Source organism: Butyricicoccus sp. AF18-9LB (assembly GCF_027684505.1).
Lineage (GTDB): Bacteria > Bacillota > Clostridia > Oscillospirales > Butyricicoccaceae > Agathobaculum > Agathobaculum butyriciproducens.
Window position 1 is genome coordinate 183,690 of record NZ_JAQCWA010000001.1, and the last position, 25,152, is coordinate 208,841.

Annotated in this window: 12 protein-coding genes; all 12 read right to left on the bottom strand. The window is 55.5% G+C overall.

Annotated features, from left to right (window positions below):
• Window positions 1–161 precede the first annotated feature (161 nt).
• The 12 genes from PGY33_RS00855 to PGY33_RS00910 all read right to left on the bottom strand — a co-directional run bounded on the left by PGY33_RS00855 (window position 162) and on the right by PGY33_RS00910 (window position 25,089).
• Window positions 162–10,166, bottom strand: a complete 10,005-nt coding sequence (locus PGY33_RS00855) for an S-layer homology domain-containing protein (RefSeq protein WP_270476944.1) — start codon at window positions 10,164–10,166, stop codon at window positions 162–164.
• Window positions 10,167–10,342: 176 nt separating this feature from the next.
• On the bottom strand, window positions 10,343–11,017 hold the full coding sequence (locus PGY33_RS00860) for a response regulator transcription factor (RefSeq protein WP_158575087.1): 675 nt from the start codon (window positions 11,015–11,017) through the stop codon (window positions 10,343–10,345).
• Window positions 11,007–12,941 (bottom strand): sensor histidine kinase, encoded by a 1,935-nt coding sequence (locus tag PGY33_RS00865; protein WP_118479146.1) that lies wholly within the window; start codon window positions 12,939–12,941, stop codon window positions 11,007–11,009. Before PGY33_RS00865 ends, PGY33_RS00860 begins: the two co-directional genes overlap by 11 nt.
• A 392-nt stretch (window positions 12,942–13,333) precedes the next feature.
• Window positions 13,334–15,418: an elongation factor G gene (locus PGY33_RS00870; RefSeq protein ID WP_118479144.1), complete on the bottom strand. Its 2,085-nt coding sequence runs from the start codon at window positions 15,416–15,418 to the stop codon at window positions 13,334–13,336.
• Between the two features lie 627 nt (window positions 15,419–16,045).
• Window positions 16,046–17,284, bottom strand: a complete 1,239-nt coding sequence (rpoD, locus tag PGY33_RS00875) for an RNA polymerase sigma factor RpoD (RefSeq protein WP_110436306.1) — start codon at window positions 17,282–17,284, stop codon at window positions 16,046–16,048.
• The gene (gene dnaG / locus PGY33_RS00880; RefSeq protein WP_117489419.1) at window positions 17,281–19,047 is read right to left on the bottom strand and encodes a DNA primase; all 1,767 of its coding nucleotides are present in this window, start codon (window positions 19,045–19,047) and stop codon (window positions 17,281–17,283) included. The genes rpoD and dnaG overlap by 4 nt, the downstream gene beginning before the upstream one ends.
• A gap of 58 nt (window positions 19,048–19,105) precedes the next feature.
• A complete protein-coding gene (locus tag PGY33_RS00885) occupies window positions 19,106–20,107 on the bottom strand; it encodes a deoxyguanosinetriphosphate triphosphohydrolase (protein WP_118285636.1) in 1,002 nt (333 codons plus the stop codon).
• A gap of 121 nt (window positions 20,108–20,228) precedes the next feature.
• The gene (locus tag PGY33_RS00890; RefSeq protein ID WP_118479140.1) at window positions 20,229–20,864 is read right to left on the bottom strand and encodes a YigZ family protein; all 636 of its coding nucleotides are present in this window, start codon (window positions 20,862–20,864) and stop codon (window positions 20,229–20,231) included.
• Window positions 20,865–20,976: 112 nt separating this feature from the next.
• Window positions 20,977–22,257 carry a GTPase HflX gene (hflX, locus tag PGY33_RS00895; protein ID WP_118479138.1) on the bottom strand — a complete coding sequence of 427 codons (1,281 nt, stop codon included), beginning with the start codon at window positions 22,255–22,257 and terminating at the stop codon, window positions 20,977–20,979.
• A gap of 697 nt (window positions 22,258–22,954) precedes the next feature.
• Window positions 22,955–23,158 carry a 50S ribosomal protein L31 gene (gene rpmE / locus PGY33_RS00900; RefSeq protein ID WP_016147979.1) on the bottom strand — a complete coding sequence of 68 codons (204 nt, stop codon included), beginning with the start codon at window positions 23,156–23,158 and terminating at the stop codon, window positions 22,955–22,957.
• Window positions 23,159–23,245: 87 nt separating this feature from the next.
• On the bottom strand, window positions 23,246–23,704 hold the full coding sequence (locus PGY33_RS00905) for an S-ribosylhomocysteine lyase (RefSeq protein ID WP_118479136.1): 459 nt from the start codon (window positions 23,702–23,704) through the stop codon (window positions 23,246–23,248).
• The gene (locus PGY33_RS00910) at window positions 23,701–25,089 is read right to left on the bottom strand and encodes an MATE family efflux transporter (protein ID WP_118479134.1); all 1,389 of its coding nucleotides are present in this window, start codon (window positions 25,087–25,089) and stop codon (window positions 23,701–23,703) included. Before PGY33_RS00910 ends, PGY33_RS00905 begins: the two co-directional genes overlap by 4 nt.
• Window positions 25,090–25,152 lie beyond the last annotated feature (63 nt).

Here is a 25,152-nt window from a genome sequence, read left to right on the forward strand (position 1 = left end):
GGCATGACTGTGCCGCGCAACTCGTTTTCCAGTACGGCGCGTCATTCCCTCCCACTGCGCCAATTCCTAATTCCTAACTACTAATTATTCCCAAAATGCACCAACATAAAGGGCTGACCCACAGGTCAGCCCTTTGTTCATCTTATTGCTCTATCTGCCTTTTATTTTTTGATGATATTTTCGCACCAGCGCTGCATGATCGCTGCGATCTCGGCACGGGTGGCGGTGCCGGTCGGTGCCAGACGGCCGCCATTCTTACCGTTCAGCACACCTGCGCCGACTGCCCACTGCAGAGCCGGAATCGCGTACTCACTGGCCTGCTGAACATCCACATAGCTGAGAATATTGGTATTCTCACCCACGCTTACGTCGATACCCTTGCTTTGGGCGTAGCGATACAGGATCGCTGCCGCCTGCTCACGGGTGACGGCGGCATTCGGTCGGAAGGTACCGTCTGCATAGCCGGTTACGACCTTATTGGACGCTGCCCAGCCGACTGCTTCGGCATACCATGCGTCAGCCTGCACATCCGAGAAGTTCGCCGCTGTGCCCTTCGGCTTGCCTTCCAGGTTATACAGGATCTGCACGAGCATACCGCGCGTCAGGTTGGCGTTCGGCGCAAATGCACGGCTCGATACACCGTTCATCATTTTGTGCGTGAGCACATAATCAACGGACAGATGATACCACTTTGCAGTATCTACATCCGTAAACGGTGCGGACGGACAATCCTTGCCGCCATCGCACGGCTGGTCTGCGGTGGTCTTGAAGCTCACGCTGACCTTAGCCGACGGCATCTTAAAGGTGTATTTGCCGCTGCCGAGGTCGGTCAGGGCAACCGTCTTGCCGTTTGCGTCCGTGACAGTCAGCATACCTTCTCCGGACACAGTAAGCGTTACGGTGTCGCCTGCGGCCGCCTTGGTCTTATCCGCCTTGACGGTATTCGCCAGTGCGGACGGGATCACGATGTCGTAGGTGGTCGGGGCAACGGCTCCGCCGCCGCCACTGCCGCCGCCCGTCGTCGGCGCGGTATACTTCGTCCAGCTTACGCCGAACGGAGACAGTCTGGTTACATGGAACCGCAGGCCATCGATCTCCTTGGTATGGGGAACATTCTCGATTTCGCCCTCGGAGCCGGTCTTGGTCAGCATATGGACGATTTGGAAGGTATCCTTGCTGTCCGTACCGTTCGGATACGTCAGAACAACGTCTACGCCTTCATCCGGGAAGTTGCTTTCGTCTACCGGAATCCACTTGCTGCCGTCATAGTATTTAAGCGCGATGTCGTAAAACGCCACGCCATCCTTCCTGCCGGTCAGTTTCGCTGTCAGCTTTGCCTGAATCTTTTCGACCGTATCCAGTTCCGGAATATTTTTGAATTTCTCCGGAACGGTCAGACTGCCGATGATTACCTGATGCGCTTCTACGCTCATATCCGGCACTTCCGTTACGTTCTTGATCGTGACGGTGTAACTGCCGTTTGCGTTCTTCTTGGCTTCCACTGCGTCACAGCCGTGCAGCGCTGCATTTCCAGCAGGTTTGTCGTTGATGCAGTCGTAGCCGTTGATGACCAGCTTGCTGATTACCGTGTAGTCGCTTGCCAGACCGACTGTAAATGTCAGCTCGCCGTTCTTACGGATTTCGCTCGTCGGCTGCGTATCATCCGGTACGCGCTTTACGTCGGAGACCTTCCAGCCGGTGCCGTCGGTCGGGATAGCGAAGCCTGCGTAGTCCACAAACTTGACGGCTACATCGGTCTTGCCGGTCAGGCTCGGGATAACCAGCTCGTTAGAGATGTTATTCTGATCTACACCGTTTACCGTCCACTGTGCGACCATCTGCTTGTTTCGTCCGTTTTCTACGGCAGGCGTTGCCGTGAATACGATCTTGCTGCCGCGGGTAACACTTGCCGGACTGTTCTTCTGCGGCGTAATGGCCTTGCCGTTTGCCGCTGCAGCAACCGTTGTGCCGGTATCTGCACCCTGAACATCCAGGGTTACATCGTAGTTGATCGCGCCGTCAAATACGGCCTTGACTGTGGTATTTCTGCGAATTTCCGTCAGTGCCAGCGTATTGCCGGATGCAGCCTGTGCAGCACCGCCGTTAACCGACCATTCCTTGAGATAGTAGCTATTGCTGCTCGGCACTGCCGTAATAGTCGTGCTGCCGCCGCGCTTGACGCTTGCCGGTTCTGCCGACGCCGTACCGCTGCCCTCACTTGTTACCGTAATAGTGTATGTCGGGCGCTCAATCAGCGTTGCGGAAACCTCAGTCTTTGTGGTTACATTCTGCACGGTGTAACTGAGCGGTACATCCGCCGTATCGGTCATCTCAGCGACTGTCGAGCCGTTCACCTGCCATGCCTGCACCATATCGTCTGTATTCTCCGGCGTTACGGTGAAGGTTACGTCCGAACCGGAGGAAACATAGCCGTCCGTGATCGTCTTGCCGTTTGCGGTGATGGCGATACTGCCGTTTCGGCCGTTCCGCACAGCGCTGACCGGAACCATTGCCTTGAAGGTGACTGCAACCGTGCTGTTTTCGGTTACGTTCAGGGTGTAGGTGCTGCCGCTGTTGACAACCGAATGACCGTTTACCGTCCACTCGTCAATCTCATAACCCTTATCGGGTTCTGCGGTGAAGGCAACCTTAGTGCCGCCGTTGACCTGTGTGCCATCTGCAACCGATGCACGCAACGTGCCGTTTGCCGGCTGGCTGTACGTTACTTCGTACTCTCCTGCACTGAACTGTGCTTCAACATGATATGCCGTTACGTTCGGCTTCGTGAGACAGCCGTTCTCGACCGTCCACGTCAGCGTATTGCCGCTGCCCTGTACAGCCTCGCCGTTTACCGTCCAGCCGGTCACGGTCTGACCTGCCGGTGGATTTGCGGTAAAGGTGAGCTGCTCGCCGCCGCGTGCGGTCGTTTTGCCGCCGTTTGCGGTGACGTTATCGCCTGTGGTGATGTCATACTCAACCTGCCGGAACTTCGGTGCAATGTAAATCGAGTTCGCACTGGTCGTATTCGGATAGATATAGGTTTCCGAATTGCCTGCTTCCTCGTCACGCACATTGTTAACGTACCAGCCTTCGATTTCGTAACCAGGCTTTACCTCTGCCGTGAACTTGATTGACAGACCTTCCGCAATATTGGCACCGGTATTTGCGCTCTCAAGAATCGACTCATTATTGTTTACCAGATTTGCCTCGCTGATGTAGCCGCCTTCGCTCGTTTCGTCTGTCGGACCGAAGGTGATGCCGGTCACCAGCTTGACAAAGCGAACCTGTACCGTCGTTTCACCCTGCAGATTGTACAGTATCTTGCTCGTTGCGGTATCCGCCGTGGTCTGGCCGTTGATGGTCCAGTCCTGTACGCGGTAGCCTGCGCTCGGCACCGCCGTGATCGTGATATCCGAGTCGCGGTAGACGCTGTGCTTGCCTGCATCGAGGTTCTCCCGCTTGTATGTGCTCATGCCCTTGCGGGTGATTTCTGCGGAAACCGTGCCGCCGTCTCCCTCGTCACCGAGCGAATCAACGGACAGGGTGAAGTCGTACTGTGGAATCTCGGTTGCCGTAACAACGACGGTCTGATCTGCAGTAATCGGACCGTTCAGCTTGTAAAGCTGCTTTTCCTCCGGCTTCTGCTCAATCCCGCTCGTGATTGTATTGCCGTTCACCTTCCATGCGGTCAGCTCGTAGCCGAAATGCGGCGCCGCGAGGAATTCCAGCATTGGCGTGTGCATGAATACAAAGCTGCCGCTGTTCAGCGAACCGTTCTGCGCGGTAATATCCGCATATGTGCCGGAGAACACGATAATCGGTTCCTTGCCGAACACAGCCGTCACCGCGGTATCCGCCGTGATATTCGTTACGGTCTCCGTGCGAGTACCCGACTGATAGGTATTCTGAGAATCATAATCAAACTTCTGACCGCTAACCGTAATGCTCTTGACGTAGTAGCCGTCTGCCGGCTCTGCCTTGACCGTGATCGCGCTGTCATGGTCAACGTGCTTATCCGCGCTGTCCTTGTCAAGCGTTACTTCGTTCAGGCGCGTGCCCTTAACGGTAATTGTGCCGTTTTCTGCCGCATTTACAGTGACAGTCGGCTTCTCCAACACCGTTACTTCAACTGCCGTATCGGTGTTCCAGCCGGTCAGAACCGCCTTGTTGGCGTCCTGTGCGTCCTGCGCTGCGTTCTTCCAGCCGGAAACGTAGTAGTCCTCACCTACCGCAGCTGTGAAGGTCACTTCGGTGTATGCCGGAATCGTATCGCCGCTGTGGATTTCCGTGCTGCCGATTTTCGCGGTGACAGACGCGATATTCGTGTCCGTGATTTCCTTTCCGTCTGCGTCCACTGCCTTGAAGGTGATCTTTGCCGCCTGTGCTGCACTGATCACGATCTTGACCGTGTGATCCTGCGTGATATTGCGCAGCGTAAAGCTGGTTTTTGCACCCGAACCGACTGCCGCCTTGCCGTCTACCTGCCACTCCTTGACCGTGTAGTTATCGTTCAGATTTTCCAGCGCAAAGGTCACTGCCGCGCCGTCCGGAATGGCATTAAGGTCTGCCTCCGTTCCGTCCGCCAGCTTTGCAGAGGTCTGCTGCTCACCGATCGCCGTACCGGATTCGTTCACGTAGGTGAAGGTCACCTTATGGGTCTTGGCGTTGCTGAACGATACGCTGACCGTGTGATCCTTTTCGATGTTCTCCAGCGTCAGCGTTTTCTCACGGTACAGATCGGTCGTACCCGGCCAGTAATACGGCTTGTCGTCCACCACCCAGCGTGCTACCGACATACCGGTGATCGGCGCAGCCGTGAACGTCACATTTGCGCCTTCCGCAATCTTCTGTCCGGTCGTGACTGCACCGCCGTCCTTTAGTGCTGCGGTCAGCTCACCGCCTTCGCCGCTGCTGAAGATAATCGTGTGCGAATCACTGCTGAAGGCTACTTCTACGTCCAGCTTTTTCGTCAGCGCCGCTACCGTCAGTCGTTCGCCGACCTTTTTGCCGTTCGACAGAATATCCGTCACCTTGTAATTGGTATTACCGGTAATGGACTGACTGTTGACCTTCCATTCCTTTACAATGAAACCGTCGTTGCTCTTGGCATCAAACATCAGCCTGGTGTTCTTAGCGATGTTCTTACCGCTTTCAAACTTCTGGTCGAGGTTGCCGCTGTTGTAGCTTGCACTAAGCGAGCCGCCTTCCCCGGCGCGATAGGTTACGCTCAAGGTGTCCTGCTTGACAACCAGCATGCGCTTGGTCAGATTCAGCTCGTACTTCTCGAGCAGCGACTTCACAGCCGCGTCCTCACCGTTGACCGCAATCGTTACCTCAAAGCGGCCGCTGACGTTCTTTCGATTGCCATTGTCAGCATACAGCGCACATGCGGCTGTAATTGCCGACGGCAGGGAATCACCTGTCTCCAGCGCATCCGCCTTGACCACCAATGCGCCCTTGCTGTCCGGCGCTTCGGTCGAAGTGTGCGTGGCGTTATCCTTATCCCAGGTAACATACAGCTCCAGCGGCTTGCGCTTTACTGTAATGGTCGTGGATGCCAGCTTGGTGCGCTTGGAAGTATCGCTATCATCCTGATATGCCGTAATGATATAGGTTCCCGCCTTCTCCGGTCGGAAAATGCTGTCAGTGATAGCCGTTTCCTTACTCTCGCTCTGACCGGACTGACGCCAGGTGTAGGCGATATCTCCCGTAACCTCTGTTTTGTTGCCTGCGGTAACAGCGTTTCCGTTTTTCGTTACAGTCTGCTGCTGCACGGTCAGAGCAATCGGCGTGCCGTATACGCTCGTAATCTTGTTTTCTTTGCCAACAGTGCTTTTAAGCGTGTAAACGGTCTCCGTTGTGCTGGTATCGCCGTCCTTTACGCTCTGCACGCCTGCCAGATAATATACCGTATCACTTGTCAAGCCGCCGGTTGCGGTGGTTGTGATGGCATACAGACCGGCTGTCGGTGCAGTCCACGTTTTGCTGTCCGTGCCGCTGCTGTTCGTTCTGCCGACAATCGTGCTGACCGTGCCGTCCGACGTGTTCGTAATCGTCAGCGTGTACTCCACATTGCCGAGTGCAGCGCCGTTCTTTTCCGCCTTTTCCGCCGTTTTCGTCGTCAGGGTCAGCGCCGTACCGGGACCCGGCGTAGAGGTCGTAACCTTATTTTCAACCGTAGTTTTCTTTGTTACCAGTGTGAAGGAAGGCTCCGTATAACTGCCCAAGGTCGTCTGCTGTGTGCAGGTCAGCTTGGTCAGTTCATAGCTGTTCTCTGCCTTCTTCAGCAGTTGATAATACTTGACGGTATAGGTGTCCTCTGCGGCACTGTCTGCACCACTGGTCGACTTATCCATCTTGCTGAGGATATAGCGCGGAACTTCAACTCCGTTCTCCGTCACGGTATCCATACCGTGAATCAGGTACTGCTCGCCGTTCCGGTACTTGCTTTCGTCGTATTCCGCGGCTGTCGGTACATACGTTGTACTGTCCAGCGTAAACGCTTTTGCTTTTGCGTTTTCGTTTTCGTTTTTGTCTATCACCACGGTTTCCGGCGTAATTGTGCTCGGCACCGCTGCGTCTGCATCACCGTTCTTCCACTGATAGGTGGTATTCATGGTGAGTTCCGCACCTGCGGTATACGTCTCGCCATTCTTTGTTACGGCGTAGTATACGGTCGATATCGAACCGTCTTCCTTCTTTTCACCGATGCCGACATATCCCTGCACCGTACCCGCTTGATCTTTTACCTCGTAAACATTCAGCGTCATGTCATCGGCTTCTACGGTGCACGGAACGGTTGTCTTTACGGATTCTGTCGTGGTTTTAACCGTGTTGAAATTACTCTGACCGATATACGGGGTATCCTGAGTGCCGCTGCCCTCCGAAGTACCGGATACCGTCAAACCGGCGGTTGCCTGCGGTGTACCAACCGTCAGCGTTGCCGCATCACTGTAGAACGAAATCGGCGTTCTTGCACCGTCATAACATGTTACCACGCAACGGTACATCGCACCGTTCAGGTCACTCGATACCGACTTTACAGTATAGCTGTCCCTAGTTGCCCCTGCAATATTGCCCCACTTTTTGCCCGGCAGACGCTGCTGCCACTGGTATCTCGTGCTGCTGTACTCATCGGGTACAGAAGCCAGTACCTCGAAGGTTGCCGAGCCGTTCATCTGAACGATTGCGTTATCCGGTCCGTTGATGTCCGGACGGCTCTTATCATTTGCCAGAGTTGTACCGGCAATAATCTCGCTTTCAACCGATTCTTCCTGACTGGTGTAATATCCCGAGGTAATCGCATACTGATACTTCGCATTAGGTGCAAGATCCTTCAGCGTGTACTCATACTGACCACTCGAAGATTCAGCCGCATCCACAGTATCAATCAATACGAACGGTTCTTCCTTATTATCTTTAAGATAGCGGTAAATCTTGTAATACTCTGCCGGACGGTCGCCGGATTCCCACGACAGCACCATGCTGTTGGTGGTCTGCTCGCTCAGCGACAGATCCTGCGCCGGAGACGGCGGTGCCGTCACATTGCTGACAACATAGCCCAATACCGGTACTTCATCGCCGTTGAACGGTACCGTCCATGTGCCGAAGCTCCAGTCAAAGTTATAGCGCGAATCGCCGCCGCCGGTAACAGCGCCCAGTTTGGTAATCGTATTTGTGTTTACCCTTTCGGTTCCGGCGCTTGCTCCCCAGTGATAGCCGCCGCCAGCCTTGAAGCCGCCAACTACACCATACATCTGCACCGAACCCTCATAGGAGTACTCAAAGTTTACGCCGCTGCTGGTTGCAGCCGTAAAACTCTGCAGCTGTGTACCCGAATCTTTGTAATGACCAACTCTACCGGATTGCTCCGAATGTTTACCGCTCGGCAGACTGGAACGATACGTATTCGGCTGACCGGACGTGCCCAGATGCAGGTTGCTGCCAATCTGCTGCATACCCTCGTACGCCGAAGCAGCCTTATTATAAGTATCTACCGAAACCATGTTCATAGAAGGATTACCCGGAACCGCCAGCGTCATAGAACTGGTCAGCTTCGGCGAATTGCCCTTCTTTGTGTCATCCGGATACTTCACCTGATACTCGTAATATGTCATCGGTGTTGCATACATGAGCACCATATTGTTGTTCGTATCATTAGAATACTCGACCGTTATTTCCTTACTTGTAGATTTTGTTGCACCAACAGTAAAAGTATGACTGGTATTAAATTCAACACCGCCGCCGGTCTCAATCAGCGGTGCAACATATTCAAAGCCCGCCATGATATCAAAACCAAACGAACCGGATGCCGTTACTGCTACAGTATTATCCTTACTGTATCCGATTCCGGTCTGCGAGTTTCCGATATCGCCGTCATTCACCTCCGCAAAATGCGGCGACGCCTCCAGAATCGCCATTACCTTCGGATCGGTGTAGCCGGTGCTGACGCTTTGGATCTTCGCGAGCATGGCATCGTTGTTTACATCTGCCGTTGTAAGCGCCAGATTGCAGTTGCCCTTGTCATAGTATGTCCAGTCATCCTCCCAGCGGCTGAACTTGCTGTCCGGCGTAACCGTTGTCTGACCGCCCGAGGTGCTCGTACTCGATTTTTTATAAAGCTGACCAATCTTCAAAAACTGCTTGTCGAAGGTCTCCTGCTTGCGGTACTCAACGTAGTATACCTGTTCCATGCCCTGCTTGTTGCCGTCAAAATTGCCGACAGCATAGTCCAGAATACCGCTGTTGTTGATGAGCCGGCCGCCCAGCCAGCGGTCATGGCCCTTATTCGAGCCGTCCAGGATAGACAGCTGCTGGCTGCCGTTCACCGTGCCGACTTTATACATACTGCCGGAAATGAACAGATATTCCTGGGTGTTCACGCCGTCCGCTGCAACAGCCGCTACTGCGATCGGATTCTGCACATCGTCACCCTTGGTGCCGGTATTGGTAAAGCCGTTGGTGACAACTTCGGTCGCCTTGCATTTTTCTGTCCACGAATTATCCTTCGTGCTGTACTGATAGCTGTATGCCAGCAGCTTGCTCCTGTCAAAGTCGCAGTCCTTGTAGTTGCCGTTCTTATCGTAATAGCCAACTGCAACGACTTCCGGCGGCATGCTGCCGCTCGGCGCATCGCTGACATAACCGATGGTTACACCCGCAAAGCGAGCACGGCCGCTTGCGCCGTCATTACTGTTCAGCAGCTTTTTGTTCATCATCTGCTTCCAGCTTTTATTGTTGTTGTAATCGTAAACCGTCAGATAGGATTTCTCGTAGTCGGTATGACCGTCATACGATTTCTCCTTCAGGTCATTGACATTGACCGTCATTGCCAGCTCGTCGATACCGTCCATATCCACGTCGCCGACTTCCATATCAACGCTCAGATGCGCGCGCAGCTCGTTATCGCCGTTGCCGTCGTGGTACAGCATTGCTTTCAGCGCGTCTCGGCCGCCGTCAATGACGTCACCGAGGTTAATTACGCGACCCTTGTCAGTCAGTGTGCTGCCGCTGAACGTATACTCCTTAATGCTGTCTACCGTATCCGTACTCTTGTTGTTGCCCGGCGTGTAGACCATCAGGGTGTCCTTGCCGTCGCCGTCAAAATCGCCTGCGGTCAGACTCAGCATAGCGCGGGTCTGGTAGAATTTCAGTTTCTTGATGTACTCACTGTCGCCACCGCAAACATCCATAACATCAGACACCTTGCGGTCCTTGTTGGTGACATACAGCTTGAGCCGCTTTGCGTTCTTATCGAACACCAGATTAGCGATGTACTCATCCTTGCCGGTGCCGTTCGGATCAAACGCCACAGTCGCAATGCGCTCGGCATTGCCGACATCGGTCGAGTTGCTCCACCGAAACGTAGACATCTGCTTGCCCTTTCCTTTGACTGCGCCCTCGTATGTCGTCTGGAACTCATCCGAGTCCACGCCGGCTACAACCAACTCGTGGTTCTGGAACAGCGGAACCCATCCCAGCGTGCCGTACGGGTTATTACGAAGTGTGGCTGTGTCTTTTATGCCCGTTTTTTCTTCCGTGGGCAGACCAAAGCCGTCTTTTGCTGCTGCAGTATCCGCTGCCGCCGCCTGCGGCAGCACGATCTGCGGCAGCAGACCTGCCAGCATACTGCATATCAGCAGCAAACTACAAATTCGTTTTTTCATTTTTCTTCCTCCTTGCCTTATGAAATAAACGGTTTCCACGGCTTTCCCCTTGCTTTACTGCGGAGCACCGTCCGAGGATACAGGTATTTCACCGTACTTTCAGTATAAGGGCAAAAAGGCGGCGGACGGCGAAGGTACCAAATTTGTTACCTTCGCCGTCCGCTGTAAATATTCAATTATTGCTCCTCGAGCCGATATCCGCTGCTGCGGTACGAATTGACCGTGACCCTCGCATTCTCGCCGCCGAGCTTCTGCTTAAGCCGTGAGATCGTCATGCGCACGGCATGCGGGTCGGCTCCCATCGGCTGCTGCCAGACCGCCTCATACAGCTCCTGCGCGCTGACGCTGCGGTTCGGGTGCCGCGCCAGATACAGCAGCGCCGCAAACTCCTTCTGTGTCAGGTTCAGGTCGGTCTCTCCGATGTACGCGCGTCCGCTCAGCAGATTCATCTGCAGCGGGCCAAGCCGTACTGCGCGTTCCTTCGGGTGCGCCGCACGCAGACGCGCTTCCACGCGGGCCATGAACACCTCCAAATCATACGGCTTTGTCAGATAATCGTCTCCGCCTGCGGTCAGACCCTTGACGATATCCTCGTTTTCGCCCATAGCGGTCAGGAACAGGATCGGCACATCGTATTCCTGCTTGATCTCGCGGCACAGCGCCACGCCGTCGCCGTCCGGCAGAAGAATATCCAGCACGATCAAGTCCACCGCGTGAAAGCACAGCAGCTCCCGGCACTTGTGTGCGGTTTCTGCCTGCAGGGTGCGGTAACCGCGCATGTGCAATGCCGCGTCGTTGATCGCCATGATGTGCGGATTGTCCTCCACCAGCAAAATCAGTTTATCTTCCACAATCGTTCTCTCCTTGTGTTTTGAGCGGCTTTTTCGGCAGTTCGAGCCGGAACACCGTGCCGTCTGCATCGGTATGCTCCACCTCGAGCGAGCCGTGGTGAATCTTCATCGCGTCCGCGCAGATCGTCAGGCCGATACCGCTGCCGCCGCCGCCGCTGCAGCCCTTCTCAAAGATATGCGGCAGCAGGTCGGGCGCAATGCCGCTGCCGGTGTCGCTCACGCGCAGGCACACCCGCTCGCCCTCGTCCGTAATGCGGTAGGCAATCACGCCGTTCTCCGTGTGGCGATTGGCATTGACCGTCAGGTTGATGAGCACCTGCAGCAGCATTTCCGGATTGCCCCAGAGCGCAATACCGTCTCCGCTGTCGCTTTCCAGCCGGTTGTGCTTTTTTTCCAGCATGGGACGGCATACATCCGCCGCACCGGACAGCAGCTGCGCCGCGTCAATGACGCCCATCTCAATATCGGGTGAACCGCCGTTGGCGAGGTCGATCAGCCGCGATACGAGCGCAGAAAGCCGCTGCGCTTCGGACGAAATGGTCTGCATGTGTTCATGCGCGCTCGCACCGACCGCTCCGGTGCCAAGCTGCCAGTCGGTCAGCTGCGCGTAGCCGCTCATGACCGTGAGCGGTGTTTTCAGTTCATGCGCCATCTGGTGCAGAAATTCGCTTTTCAGCCGGTTGAGCTGGGTCAGCACCTCGCGCTGACGGCGGCTCTCGGACAGCTCCTGTTCCCGGCGGTTGATCTTCAGGCTGATGGCTCCCGCAATCAGGAACACGAACACCAGCAGATACGGCGGCGCTGCTCCGTGGCGCGTGATGGTCGTCACGATGCGGCCAAATACCGCCTCGTACACGTTCGAGCCGAACAACAGCAGATAGCCGAGCAGAACAAGCACATCGTCCCGTTCAAACCGCCGGATACGCCAGAACCGCCGAATCAGCTGCACAACCAGATACAGGAAAAACGGCGTCGAGAGATAGTACCCGATTTTACTCAGCGGTGCGATATCCTGCGTCGGCAGGATAAAATGCGCCGCCGCCAGCACGGCATACAGCGCCGCATAGCACCGCACAACGATTGGCTTCGCCAGTTTTTCGTACAGACTTTGCAGCAAAAGCAGCAGAAAACACGGCTGCAGCGTAATCATCAGCACCAGAAACCGATATGCGACTGCCCAGTTGTAGTTTGCAGGCAGCAGATGCAGCACATAGAAATTCTGGTCGCGCAGACCGAGCAGCACACAGATGACCGCGAGGAAAACATACTTGATCTCGCCCTGAAATACCACAAACAGCAGAAAATACATGCCGAACAGGCACAGCGAACCGCCAAGCACCAGTGAATACAGATTCCGGCTTCGACGCATGCGGTCGATGTTCTCCGCGGTGGACAGGTGCATCTGCGTCAGACCGCCGCCTTCGCGGTGCACGAAATTCGCGTACTGGCAGACCACCTCGACCGTGCCATCCTCGCCGGTGTAAATCGGTATGAGCATATAGTCGATGCGCGGCTCAGACTCCGCCGCAGACGCCCCCACCTTGCCGATTTCGAGCACTTCACTGCCGTTTACCAGCACACGCGTGCTGTAATCGAATGAGTAGCCGCCGAGTGTCAGGTATTGTTTCGGCTGCGCGTGTATTTTCAGCCGATATGAGCCGTATGGAATGGATTCATTGCGTTCTCCCGGTTGGGCAGCGTCCAGCTCTGCGCCGCTGCCGAGTACCTCAGGATAGAACATCCATTCACCGTCTATCTCATATACCGCCGACGAAAAATCCGCTGATGTTGCATCCAGTACGCCGTCCTGCGCTTCCATTGCGCTGAAATCTCCCGATCGGTTAGAAAACAGCAGCATCAGCAGCACAAAAACCAGCAGGATAGCCGCCGTTATCGAGATATAGCGCATTCGTTCGTTCTTCATGGGCAGCTCCCCCTTCAAATCTCATTATAGGAGAAATCTTCAGTTTCTGCAAGATAGGAGTGAGAATGAAACCGCCTGTGCAGCAGCAAAGTATCCGGCACTGCGTAGAGGTAAAGAAATGGGAGCACACTGTGCTCCCCTACGATAGAAAAAATCCTCTGCCGTTCCCCTTTTTCACAGCGGTCGCCGCTCTCTGATTTTCGCCATGCCCTCTAAGGGAAAGGGGTGAAAATCAGAGGGTGGAAACCGCAGGTGTCTACCCTCTTGTGCCCCTGCCGGGTAGGCAAGTTTCGTTCGCTTCGCAAGCGTCAAACACCCATTCCTAACCGGTTAAGCAAAGAAAAACCGGCCGCTCACGCAGCCGGTTTCAATTTCACAAAATACAGGGAATGTTATTCCTTGTTCAGCGCCTCCAGACGAGCCTTATTCGCTGCGATAACCTTTTCCTGTACCGGAACCGGTGCCTCATCGTAGCGCTCGAACTGGGAAACAAACGAGCCTCTGCCCTGCGTCATGGAGCGCAGCTTGATCGCGTAATCGCCAAGCTCTGCCATCGGGCACTCGGCTACAATCTCCTGCTTGCCGCCGTCGAGCGGATTCATGCCCATGATGCGGCCGCGGCGCTTGTTCAGATCGCCGATAACATCGCCCATGTAGGAATCCGGGATAACAACCTTGAGCGAGCAGACAGGCTCGAGCAGAACCGGATTTGCCTGCGGGATACCAGCCTTGTAGGCCAGACGGGCCGCCATCTTGAAGGACAGCTCGTTGGAGTCTACATCGTGGTAGGAGCCGTCGAGCAGGGTTGCACGCAGGCCAACCATCGGATAGCCGGCCAGAACGCCGTGCTCCATCGCCTCGCGGATGCCCTTATCAACTGCCGGATGGAAGTTCTTCGGTACGGAACCGCCGAAAATCTTCTCCTGGAACAGGTAATCGCCCTCGGCATACGGTGCAAATTCCATCTTAACGTGGCCGTACTGACCATGGCCGCCGGACTGCTTCTTATGCTTGCCTTCTACCGTAACAGCCTTGCGGATCTTCTCGCGGTACGGAACGATCGGATCGGTCAGCGTAACCTCTACGCCAAACTTATCCTTCAGCTTGGAGCACAGAACGTCCAGATGAATATCGCCGGCACCGGAGATCAGGTGCTGCTTGGTTTCCGGGTTAAACTCTGTATCGAAGGACGGATCCTCGTCACGCAGACGAGCAAGACCGGTGGAGATCTTCTCCTCAACGCCCTTTACCTTAGGCGCGATTGCCTGCGTGTAGCACGGCGGCGCAATCTCGATCGACTCAAGCTCAACCTTGCGAACGCTCATCGAAAGCGTATCGCCGGTCTTGGTGGTAACCAGCTTGGAAACGGCGCCGATGTCGCCGCAGCCGATCACCGGAACCTCGGTCGTCTTTTTGCCGCATACGGTGAAGATGTGACCCATCTTCTCGTTTGCATCGGCACGCTTGTTGACCAGCGTCATATCCTGCTTGACCTCGCCGGACATAACCTTAAAGTAGGAGAAACGGCCATACTGGTCAGCGACCGTCTTAAATACAAATGCACAGGCAGAGCCGTTCGGGGTGCAGTTGATCTCAATCAGCTCGCCCTTTTCGTCCTCGCAGATCTCAACCGGCTTTTCATCGGGAGACGGCATGTAGTCCGCAATGCCCTTGAGCAGTGCGTAGGAGCCGATACCGGTTGCAGCAGTGCCGCAGAATACCGGCGCGAGAACCAGATCCTTCACACCCTGACGGATACCGGCGATCAGCTCTTCATCCGAGAACTCCTCGCCTGCGAAGTAACGCTCCATCAGGTCCTCAGACAGCTCGGCGATGTTCTCGCACAGTGCTGCACGGTGCTGGTCGATACGGTCCTTCATGTTGTCCGGGATCGGGATCTCGACACGCTTGTTGCCTTCCATGCGGTACGCCTTGCGGATAACGCAGTCCACAATGCCGACGGTATCGCGGTTGCCCTCAAAGATCGGGACAACGATCGGCGCTACCGATACGCCGAACTGCTTCTGCAGCTTGTGCAGAGAGTTATAGTAATCCGAGTTTTCCTCGTCGATCTTGGAGATGTAGAACATACGCGGCATTGCGTGCTCCTCACAGTGAGCCCATGCCTTTTCGGTGCCGACGCCCGGGCCGGACTTGCCGGTTGCGACGATGAGTGCGGACTCCGCAACGCGCAGTGCGCACTGCACTTCACTTTCAAAATCAAAGAAACCCGGGGTATCGAGCAGATTGATCTTGCAGCCGTTCCACTCTACCGGCGCTACAGCCGTGGAAATGGAAAACTTGCGCTTGATCTCTTCGGGATCAAAGTCACAAACCGTGTTGCCGTCCGCGATCTTGCCAACGCGGTCGGTTACACCGGCGATATTGAGCAGGCTCTCGACCAGCGAGGTCTTGCCGTCGCCGCCGTGACCCATCAGACATACATTACGGATCTTGTTAACCGGATAATTCGCCATAGTTTATATTACACTCCCCTGCCCTAACCTGTTATCGTGCCCTGCCGGCACGTTATACTCCTGGGCGCTTTGTTTCGTGGGAGCGATCCTCTCTTTGCGGGATCGTTTCCCTTCTTCGTTATTATACACCATATAAGTCAGGTATGCAAGCTGTTTTTTGTGCAATTTTCATGTAGCATTTTTCACAACGCCGTCGAATAACAGCGGCGGCCACTTAGTGCACGTTTCGCACACATTCTGATAAAAAATCCGAATTTTCCTTTGTTTTTTGCATTTCCGGAAGATTTTCAGCAAAATCGCTCGTTTTTGTTTACTTCTTACAAATAAAATGATATAATTTTAGTGCTACTTCACAAAGGAAGAAAAAAACGCCCTTCGTATAATCTGACAAAGGGAAGCCTGTGACGGCATTTTGCACAGCTGTCCGTTCTGCCGATCTCAGGCAAATTCTGCCGCAGTTTTACAACACGATAGAAACCTTTGCCGCCGGTCAAGCATTTTATGCGGTATCTCGAATACCGCAGTAATTGAGAATGGAGAATTAACGCAACGGTTTCATTCTCCATCCTCAATTCTCCGTTTCCATAAAAAAGCCGCTTACCTGTCGGTAAGCGGCTTTGGGCTTCTTTAGTTCAGGAAATCCTTCAGCTTCTTGGAGCGCGACGGATGACGCAGCTTACGCAGCGCCTTTGCCTCAATCTGGCGGATACGCTCGCGAGTTACGTTGAATTCCTTGCCAACCTCCTCGAGGGTGCGGGTATGGCCGTCCTCGATACCGAAGCGCAGGCGCAGAACCTTTTCCTCACGCGGCGTCAGAGTCTTGAGCACCTCAACGAGCTGCTCCTTGAGCAGCATAAAGGAGGCCGCCTCTGCCGGTTCCGGCGCATCGTCGTCCGGGATGAAGTCGCCGAGGTGAGAATCCTCCTCCTCGCCGATCGGCGTCTCGAGCGATACCGGCTCCTGCGCGATCTTCAGGATGTCGCGCACACGGTCAACCGGCATGTTCATCTCCTTGGCAATCTCCTCCGGGCTGGGATCGTGGCCCAGCTCCTGCAGCAGCTGGCGGGAAACGCGGATAACCTTGTTGATGGTCTCAACCATGTGTACCGGAATACGGATCGTACGCGCCTGATCCGCAATCGCACGGGTGATCGCCTGACGGATCCACCACGTTGCGTAGGTAGAGAACTTAAAGCCCTTGGTACTGTCGAACTTCTCAACTGCCTTGATCAGACCGAGGTTGCCCTCCTGGATCAGATCGAGGAACAGCATGCCGCGGCCGACATAGCGCTTTGCGATAGAGACAACCAGTCGCAGGTTCGCCTCAGCCAGACGCTTCTTGGCACGGTCGCCGAGCTTGATATCCTTTTCAAGCTGTGCGCGCTCCTCCGCCGGAATGGCATCGCCTTCGTTTGCGATGCGCTCTGCGGCCTCGTTGCCCTTCTGCATGCGCTCTGCGAGCGTTACCTCCTCCTCAGGGGACAGCAGATCGACCTTGCCGATCTCCTTCAGATACATGCGGACCGGATCGTCAATGGCGAACGTCTCAGCCATGGCAGAGGTATCGACCAGTTCTTCCTCCGGAACCTCTTCCACTTCCTCCGGCTCAAAGGAGTCGTCATCGTCACCGATGACCTTCTCCAGCACACCGTTCGTCTCGACCTCGATGCCCATGGTCTCGAGCGTCTCGTACACCTTGTCGATGTCCTCACTCGACAGCTCCAGATGGCTCAGTGCATCCGAGATCTCCTTGAGGGTCAGTCGGCCGTTCTTCTTGCCAAGCGCGAGCAGGTCGCGCAGGATCTGCTGCTGTGCTGCCTGCTGCTCCTGTGCGTTTGCGGCTGCATTTGCGTTTGCTTTCGTCATATCGTTTGTCCTCCCGCGTTTTGTTTTTTGATGCGTCCGAATGTAAGCAGCGGGTCCTCTCCCGCCTGCGTAATGGTTCCATCCTTGACGCGCTGCATTCGTATGGTGTTTATGTATTCCTGCAGTTCCCCTCGATGCTCTCCGGCCGGAATGCCGGGTTCGAGTATCGCGGACAGCAGGCTCATTTCGTTAGGCTCCAGCCATCCCTCAAAGGACAGCACATCGACCATCTGGTCGTTTCGGTTCAGCTCCAGCACACGCTCGTATATCTTACGCAGCACCGGTGCGGAAAACCACGCCGGCTGCAAATCCTTTTCGGCAACGGCAATCAATTTCTGGTCCGAGAACAGAAGTCTAAGCACATTCTCCTCGGCCTTGGCGGATTTCATGTCGGTATACGCCAGCGACCTGTCCTTCGGCTGCGCCAGTCCGACCGGAGAGCGTATCTCACGCCGTTCGGCGGCCTTTCGCCGCTTGCGCTGAATGCCGAGTTCGCGCCGAACCTCAACGTTCATGGCTTCGGCGGTCACGCCTGCCATCTTAGCGGCACGTCCGGCGTAGACCTCGCGCTCGATGGTGCTCTCGATGCCGGCGAGCATGCGCGCTGCATCTCTGAGGAACAGCACGCGTGCTTCATCATCCTCCAGATCGTACTTTGCGGCGATCTGCTCGATGCGGAACGCGTTGTGGTCCTCGCTTCGCTCAATCAGGCTACGGAACGCATCCGCGCCGCGTGCCTTGATGAATTCATCCGGGTCCTTGGCCCCCGGAATACGCAGCACCTTGACCTGCAGATCGCATTTTTTCAGGATGTCGATCGCGCGCTGTGCCGCCGCCTGACCGGCTCCGTCCGCGTCATACGAGATGACAATGCGGTCGGTGTGCCGCGCGATAATGCGTGCCTGCTCCTCGGTCAGCGAGGTGCCAAGCGATGCAACCGCAGAATCAAATCCCGCCTGATGCAGCGCGATGACATCCATATAGCCCTCGGCTAAGATAAAATAATCGTTCTTCGTGCTTTTTGACAGGTTGAGCGCAAACAGATTGCGGCTCTTGTGGAAGATCGGCGTTTCCGGCGAGTTCAGGTACTTCGGCTTGGAATCATCCAGCACACGGCCGCCGAATGCGATCACATGACCGCGCACGTCGATGATCGGGAACATGACACGGTTGCGGAACCGGTCGTAAATATGTCCCTTTTCGCTGCGGCTGACCAGACCGGCATCCATGAGTTCCTCGCGCGTGTAGCCTTTGGCCGTCATCGCGTCAATGAGCGCGTGGAAGGAATCCGGTGCATAGCCGAGTCCGAAGCGGTTCATCGTCCTTCGGGACAGACCTCGGTTGATAAAATACTGCTGTGCGGTTCGGTTTTCCGGCCGCCAGAGTGTGTCATAATAATAGCGTCCGGCATCCCTGCAGAGCGCGTACAGACGCTCTCTGTGGCGCGCCGCTTTGCGCTCGGCTTCGCCCTGTTCGGGTATCTGCATGCCCGCCCGCTCGGCGAGATAGCGTACCGCATCCGGGAAGGTCAGACCTTCCGCCTTCATAATAAAGGTGATGACACCGCCGCCTGCGCCGCAGCCGAAGCAGTGAAAAATCTGCTTGTCCGGCGAGACCGAAAACGAACCGGTTTTCTCGTTGTGGAAGGGGCACAGACCGAAATAGTTCGCGCCGCTCTTTTTCAGCTGCACATATTGCGAAACGATCTCTACAATGTCGTTCCGCGCGGACAGCTCGTCCAGAAATATACGGTCAAACGGCATTTCGTGTCCCTCCTTCCCTATTTATCGAACGAAAACGAATATATGATACCCATTTTCGTTAATCCTCAATCTTATTCCAGCTTTTCGGAATAAACAAATTCTTATAGACCGCTATCGAGTAGCGGTCGGTCATGCCTGCAACATAGTCGCACGCAATCCGCTCGAGCGCCTCCCCCCGGGCCTGCAGCACGAAGTAATCGTCCGGCAGCTCGTCAGGATGCTCGATAAAATATTCGTACAAACTGCGCAGCATGGATTTTGCGCGTTTTTCCTCACGCTGTGCGGCCGTGCCGTGGTACACATGATCGAACATGAACTGCCGCAGCTCCATCATGTCCTCGTGCATCTGCTCGTCCATGCCGATCTCCAGATACCGCTGGCCGTACTCGATCATCGCCGTCACCAGCGTATCAATGCGCTTGCCGTGCGTCCCACCCAGGCGTTTTCTCAAATGCTGCGGAATATCGCTCTCGCGGATAATGCCCGCGCGTACCGCGTCGTCAATATCGTGGTTGATATAGGCAATGCGGTCGGCAAAGTGGATAATGCGGCCTTCCGGCGTACTCGCCTTGCGCCTGCCGGTATGGCAGACAATGCCGTTGCGCACCTCGCGCGTAAGGTTCAAATCCTCGAGCACATCCACCACGCGCAGACTCTGCTCGTTGTGCCGAAACCCGAACGGACAAACCTCATCGAGTGCCGCCTCTCCGGCGTGACCGAACGGCGTGTGCCCGAGATCATGTCCGAGCGCGATCGCTTCGGTCAAATCCTCGTTGAGTCCGAGCGCCCGCGCGATTGTCCGCGCAATCTGCGCGACCTCAAGCGTGTGCGTCAGCCGAGCACGGTAGTGGTCGCCCTCCGGCGAGATAAATACCTGCGTCTTGTTGCCCAGCCGCCGGAACGCCTTCGAGTGGATAATGCGGTCCCGGTCGCGCTGAAAGCAGGTGCGGTACGGACACGGTTCCATCGGGCGCAGCCTGCCTGCGGAGCTGTCCGCAAAGGTCGCCCACGGCTCAAGCACCGCGTGCTCGCGCTGTTCGTTCTGCTCTCGAATGGTCATATGTACCGCCTCCTCAGCCTCGGAGAATCCGTCACATAATAGTTATACGAAACGAAATCTGAAAATCCTCTTTTTTTCACAAAAATTTTTTCAGAATTTTGTGAGCCTTGCAAGCCGGTATTTACTTGACACGCCGACCCATGAATCGGGTCTCCATGACCTCGGCGTAGACCTGCCCTGCCGTGGCTTCGGCGAGCGCTTGATTGAGCTTGTCCTCCCGACCGGCGGGCAGCGTCACGGTCAGCGTTACATCCGCGCCGTAGTCGGTCTCCTCGACCGCGCAGTCGTGGTCCGGCAGCAGGTGCAGAATAATCTCGTACAGATTGTACGGGCACGCGATGAGCGCCACCGTGTACAGGCTCATTCTCTGCACACCGGCCGCCGCGACAGCCACCTGCGCGCCCTGCGTGTACGCGCGGACCAATCCGCCCGTACCGAGCAGAATGCCGCCGAAATAGCGCGTAACAACGCAAACGCAGTCGGTCAGGTTCTCGTGACGCAGAACCTCGAGGATCGGCATGCCTGCCGTGCCCTGCGGTTCTCCGTCATCCGAGTAGCGCATCACATTGCCTTCACGGAGAATGTAGGCGTAGCAGTTGTGTGTCGCGTCCCAGTAGGTCTCGCGCATCTCCTTTATCTTCGCTACCGCCTCCTCGGCGGTTTCGACGTGCCACAGCCGTCCGGTGAACTTGGAGCGTTTTTCTTCAAATTTGTCCTCGCCGTAATCGGCAAAAGGCACAAAGTAGTCTTTTTCCATCAGCAAATCCTTAAATAATCAGGAATTAGTAGTTAGTAATTGCGGTATCGCGCCATGCGCGATGATTCAAAATGCGCTTCGCGCACCTTAATTTCTAATTCCTCATTACTAATTACTCATTATCCATAATGTATGTCGAAACTCTGCCGTAGGTCTTATCATCCACGACCGCCTCGACAATCGTGCCTTCCGCGGCATAGTCGGTCGAGTCGATCTGTGCTTCGCGGTGCAGCATATCGAGCACGGCGCCGTCGCTGTACGGAATGCACAGCTTCACCTTATGCTTGCCCTTGCCGAGCGCCTTTTCGATGGCAGTCAGCAGGTCGTCAACGCCCTCGCCGCTCTTTGCGGAAATCTTCACACCCTCATCCGGCCGAATGAACGGAATGACGTCCGGGTCGCACTTATCCGCCTTGTTGTACACCATCACACGCGGAATATCCTGTGCGCCGAGCTGTGCCACAACCTTATCCACAGTCTGTGCATGAATCTGCCAGTTTTCGTCCGAAACATCCACAACGTGCAGCAGCAGATCGGCATACGCCAGCTCCTCGAGCGTGGCCTTGAACGCCGATACGAGATGATGCGGCAGCTTGCGAATAAAGCCTACGGTATCGGACAGGAGAATTTCCTGCGTGTCCGAAATGCGCTTTTTGCGCGTAGTCGGGTCGAGTGTATCGAACAGACGGTCGTTCGCCTCGATGCCCGCACCGGTCAGGGTGTTCAGCAGTGTGGACTTGCCCGCGTTCGTATAGCCGACAATGGCAACCAGCGGCAGCTCGGCCTTTTTGCGCTGACGGCGCTGCACAGAGCGCACCTGCCGCACCTGCTCCAAATCACGGCGCAGCTTGTCGATGCGGCTGCGGATGTGACGGCGGTCGCTCTCCAGCTTGCTCTCACCGGGTCCGCGCGTGCCGATGCCGCCGCCGAGACGGCTCATCGCCTTGCCCATACCCGCCAGACGCGGCAGAATGTACTGGTACTGCGCCAGTTCGACCTGCAGCTTGCCTTCGCCGGTGCGCGCACGCTGCGCGAAAATATCGAGGATGAGCGCCGAGCGGTCGAGTACCGTGCGGCCGGTCAGCTCCTCCAGATTGCTCATCTGCGACGGCGACAGCTCGTTGTCGAACAGGATCAGACTTGCGTCGTTCATCTCGGCAAGCTGCTTGACCTCTTCCGCCTTGCCCTCACCGATAAACGTGCGGGCATCCGGCGCCGGACGGCGCTGCAGCGTCATCGCAACAGCCTCTGCACCGGCAGTCTCCGCCAGCGCGCGCAGCTCGTCCATCGTGCGCTCGTCCGCATCCTGATCGGCGTTGAAGCTCGGACACGACAGACCAACCAGAACCGCCCGTTCGATCTGCTTTTCTTCTGTTTGATTGGTAAACGGCATGGAAAATTCCTCCTTGCTGTTAAATTATCCTCTGTATTTATTACACCCAAACGCAAAACCGTACAAGACTTGATTTTCCGTCTGTTTTGTGGTAATATAAGGGTAGAAAAAGTGAATCTTTTTTCCGTCACGACCAGTCGTGGCGGATTTTTGTTATATAGAAAATGCCCTATCGTTGTAAGTCGACGCACCCTGCGGTAACATTCGTTATCAAATTAAACTCGTAGTTGCCGTCCATAGCCACCAGACCAACGAGTTGCGCGGCACAGATATGCCGCGCCTGCGCAGACTAAACCTTCTGTGTAGCAGTACGGTATCCTAGAACTGCGAATCGGTCGAGTAATGGACGCGCAATGCGCGCCCCTACAGACGGGTAACCCGACTGCCGTTCCCCTATTTCGGAGCGGTCGCCGGTCTCTGGTCTGCGCCAAGCTAAGAAACAAAGGGAAACGGGAGTTAAGAGGGTAGAAACCGCAGGTGTCTACCCTCTTGCCCACCGCCGTGGGTACGGCGAATCTCCTGCCGTCCGCAGACGGCAACTCTCCGCTGAGGTTCAGCGAAAAACTTTCCGCCCGGACAGGATGAACCGCCTGCGCGGTTCAAGCGCACCAGACCGCCTGTACCGCAAACACCCTTCCGCAATCTGAAAACAGATAACGAAAAAGCCACCGAAAACACGTTTCGATGGCTTTTCACATTACTTGTCCAGATTGAAACGCTTCTTGAAGCGATCAACACGTCCGCCGGTGTCTACCAGCTTCTGCTTACCCGTGAAGAAGGGGTGGCACTTGGAGCAAACGTCAACGACGATGTTCTCCTTGGTGGAGCCGGTCTCAATGACATTGCCGCAGGCACAGCGGATCGTGGTCTGCTTGTAGTCGGGATGGATGCCCTGTTTCATGTTGTTTCACCTCTTTCCACGGATATGTTTACATATCTCCAACAGTCGTAAAATTATCTTACCACATGTTTTCCGAAAATGCAAGCATTATTTTTCATAAATCAGATTTTCTTCTTTCCAGCCCTCGAGCACGGGAATCATGGAAGCGGCAAGCTGCTTTGCGCCTGCCAGATCGTGCAGTAGATAATTACCGCACTCAATGCGGCTCGCACCCGGAATCTCGCCCTCGTAAGCGGCGATAAACGCCATGCTCTCCTGCACGAGCGCAATCGCGTCCGACGGCTTCATATCGCGCACAAGGAAGTAGAAGCCGGTCTGACAGCCCATCGGACCGCAGTAGATGATCCGATCGGCAAACTTCGAGTTGCGCGCATACGTTGCAAACAGGTGTTCAAACGTGTGACCCGCCGCAGGCTGGATGTAAGTACCCGCATTCGGGTACACCATTCTGATATCATAGGTGGTGATGTCGCCGTCGATACGCGAGGTATACATACCCGGCTTCAGTTTATCATGGTTTACTTCAAAGCTGGCAATTCGTTTCATGCCTTTGCCTCCTTCTCTACATCAAGGAACCGCAGTTCCGAGCGGTATTCGCGCCAGAGCAGAATATACGAGATAAAGAATGCTGCGATTTCTGCAATCGGGAATGCATACCATACCGCATTCAGGCCAAACTGCTGACCCAGAATCCACGCCGCCGGAAGGATAACGACCAGCTGACGGCAGACAGACACGATCAGGCTGTTCATGCCGCGTGCGGTGGCCTGAAACAGCGTGGAGTTGATGATGCCGAACGCCGCGCCGAGGAACGACAGGCTGATGGTCTTGAGCGCCGGAACGCCGACCTCAATCATCTCCTGTGCTGCCGCTGCATCGGACTTGTCCACAAACAGCATAAGCATCTGCTCGGGCAGCAGCTGGAACAGCACCAGACCAAGCGCCATAATGACGACAGCCGCCGTCAGCGTGATCTTGTATGCCCCCATCAGACGCTTGCGGTTGCGTGCACCGTAGTTGTAGCCCATAACCGGCAGCGCACCCTGATTGAGTCCGAATACCGGCATAAAGACGAAGGTCTGCAGCTTGAAATACACACCGAGTACGTTGACCGCCGTCTGCGAGAAGGCGATCAAAATGCCGTTCATGCCCGCTGTCATAACAGAAACGACGCTCTGCATGACAATACCCGGCAGACCAACGCGGTAAATATCCTTGATCGTCTGTCCGCGCCACTTGAACTCGCGCATGTTGACATTCAGCACCTTCTGTTGACGGAACACGCCCCACAGACCAAGCGCCATGCCGAAGATCTGGCCGATAACGGTCGCGAGCGCCGCACCGCGAATACCCATCTCCGGGAACGGACCGATACCGAAGATCATCAGCGGGTCAAGGATGATGTTGATGATCGCACCGGTCAGGCCCTGACACATCGGGATGATCATGTTGCCGCCGGACTGCTGGATCTTCTCGCACATCATCGAGATCATAACAAAAATACTCATGCCGACCGCAAGGTGCGAATACTGGATAGCGTAAGCCGAAACCGCCTCGCTCGCACCGAATGCGCCGACGAATACACCCGAAAATCCCCAGCCGAGGATGAAGAATGCGATGCCGCCAACAACCGCCAGCGCAACGCCGTGCTCTGCCGCCGAGTCCGCGTGCTTCTGGCGCTTTTCGCCCAGACGGCGTGCGATCAGCGAGTTTACGCCGACACCAGTGCCGACACCGATCGCCACGACCAGCATCTGCAGCGGATATACGAGCGAAACCGCCGCCAACGCATCCTGCGAATACTTGGCCACGAAGATACTGTCTACGATGTTGTACAGCGCGTTGATGATCATGGAGATCATCGCCGGCAGTGCCATCGAAAAGATCAGCGGACCCATTTTCGCGGTGCCCATTTTATTCTGTTGTTCCAAAAATTCCAGCCTCCCAACGTAAAAGGAAGCCGCGTTAGGATTCCTAACGCAGCTCCATACTCT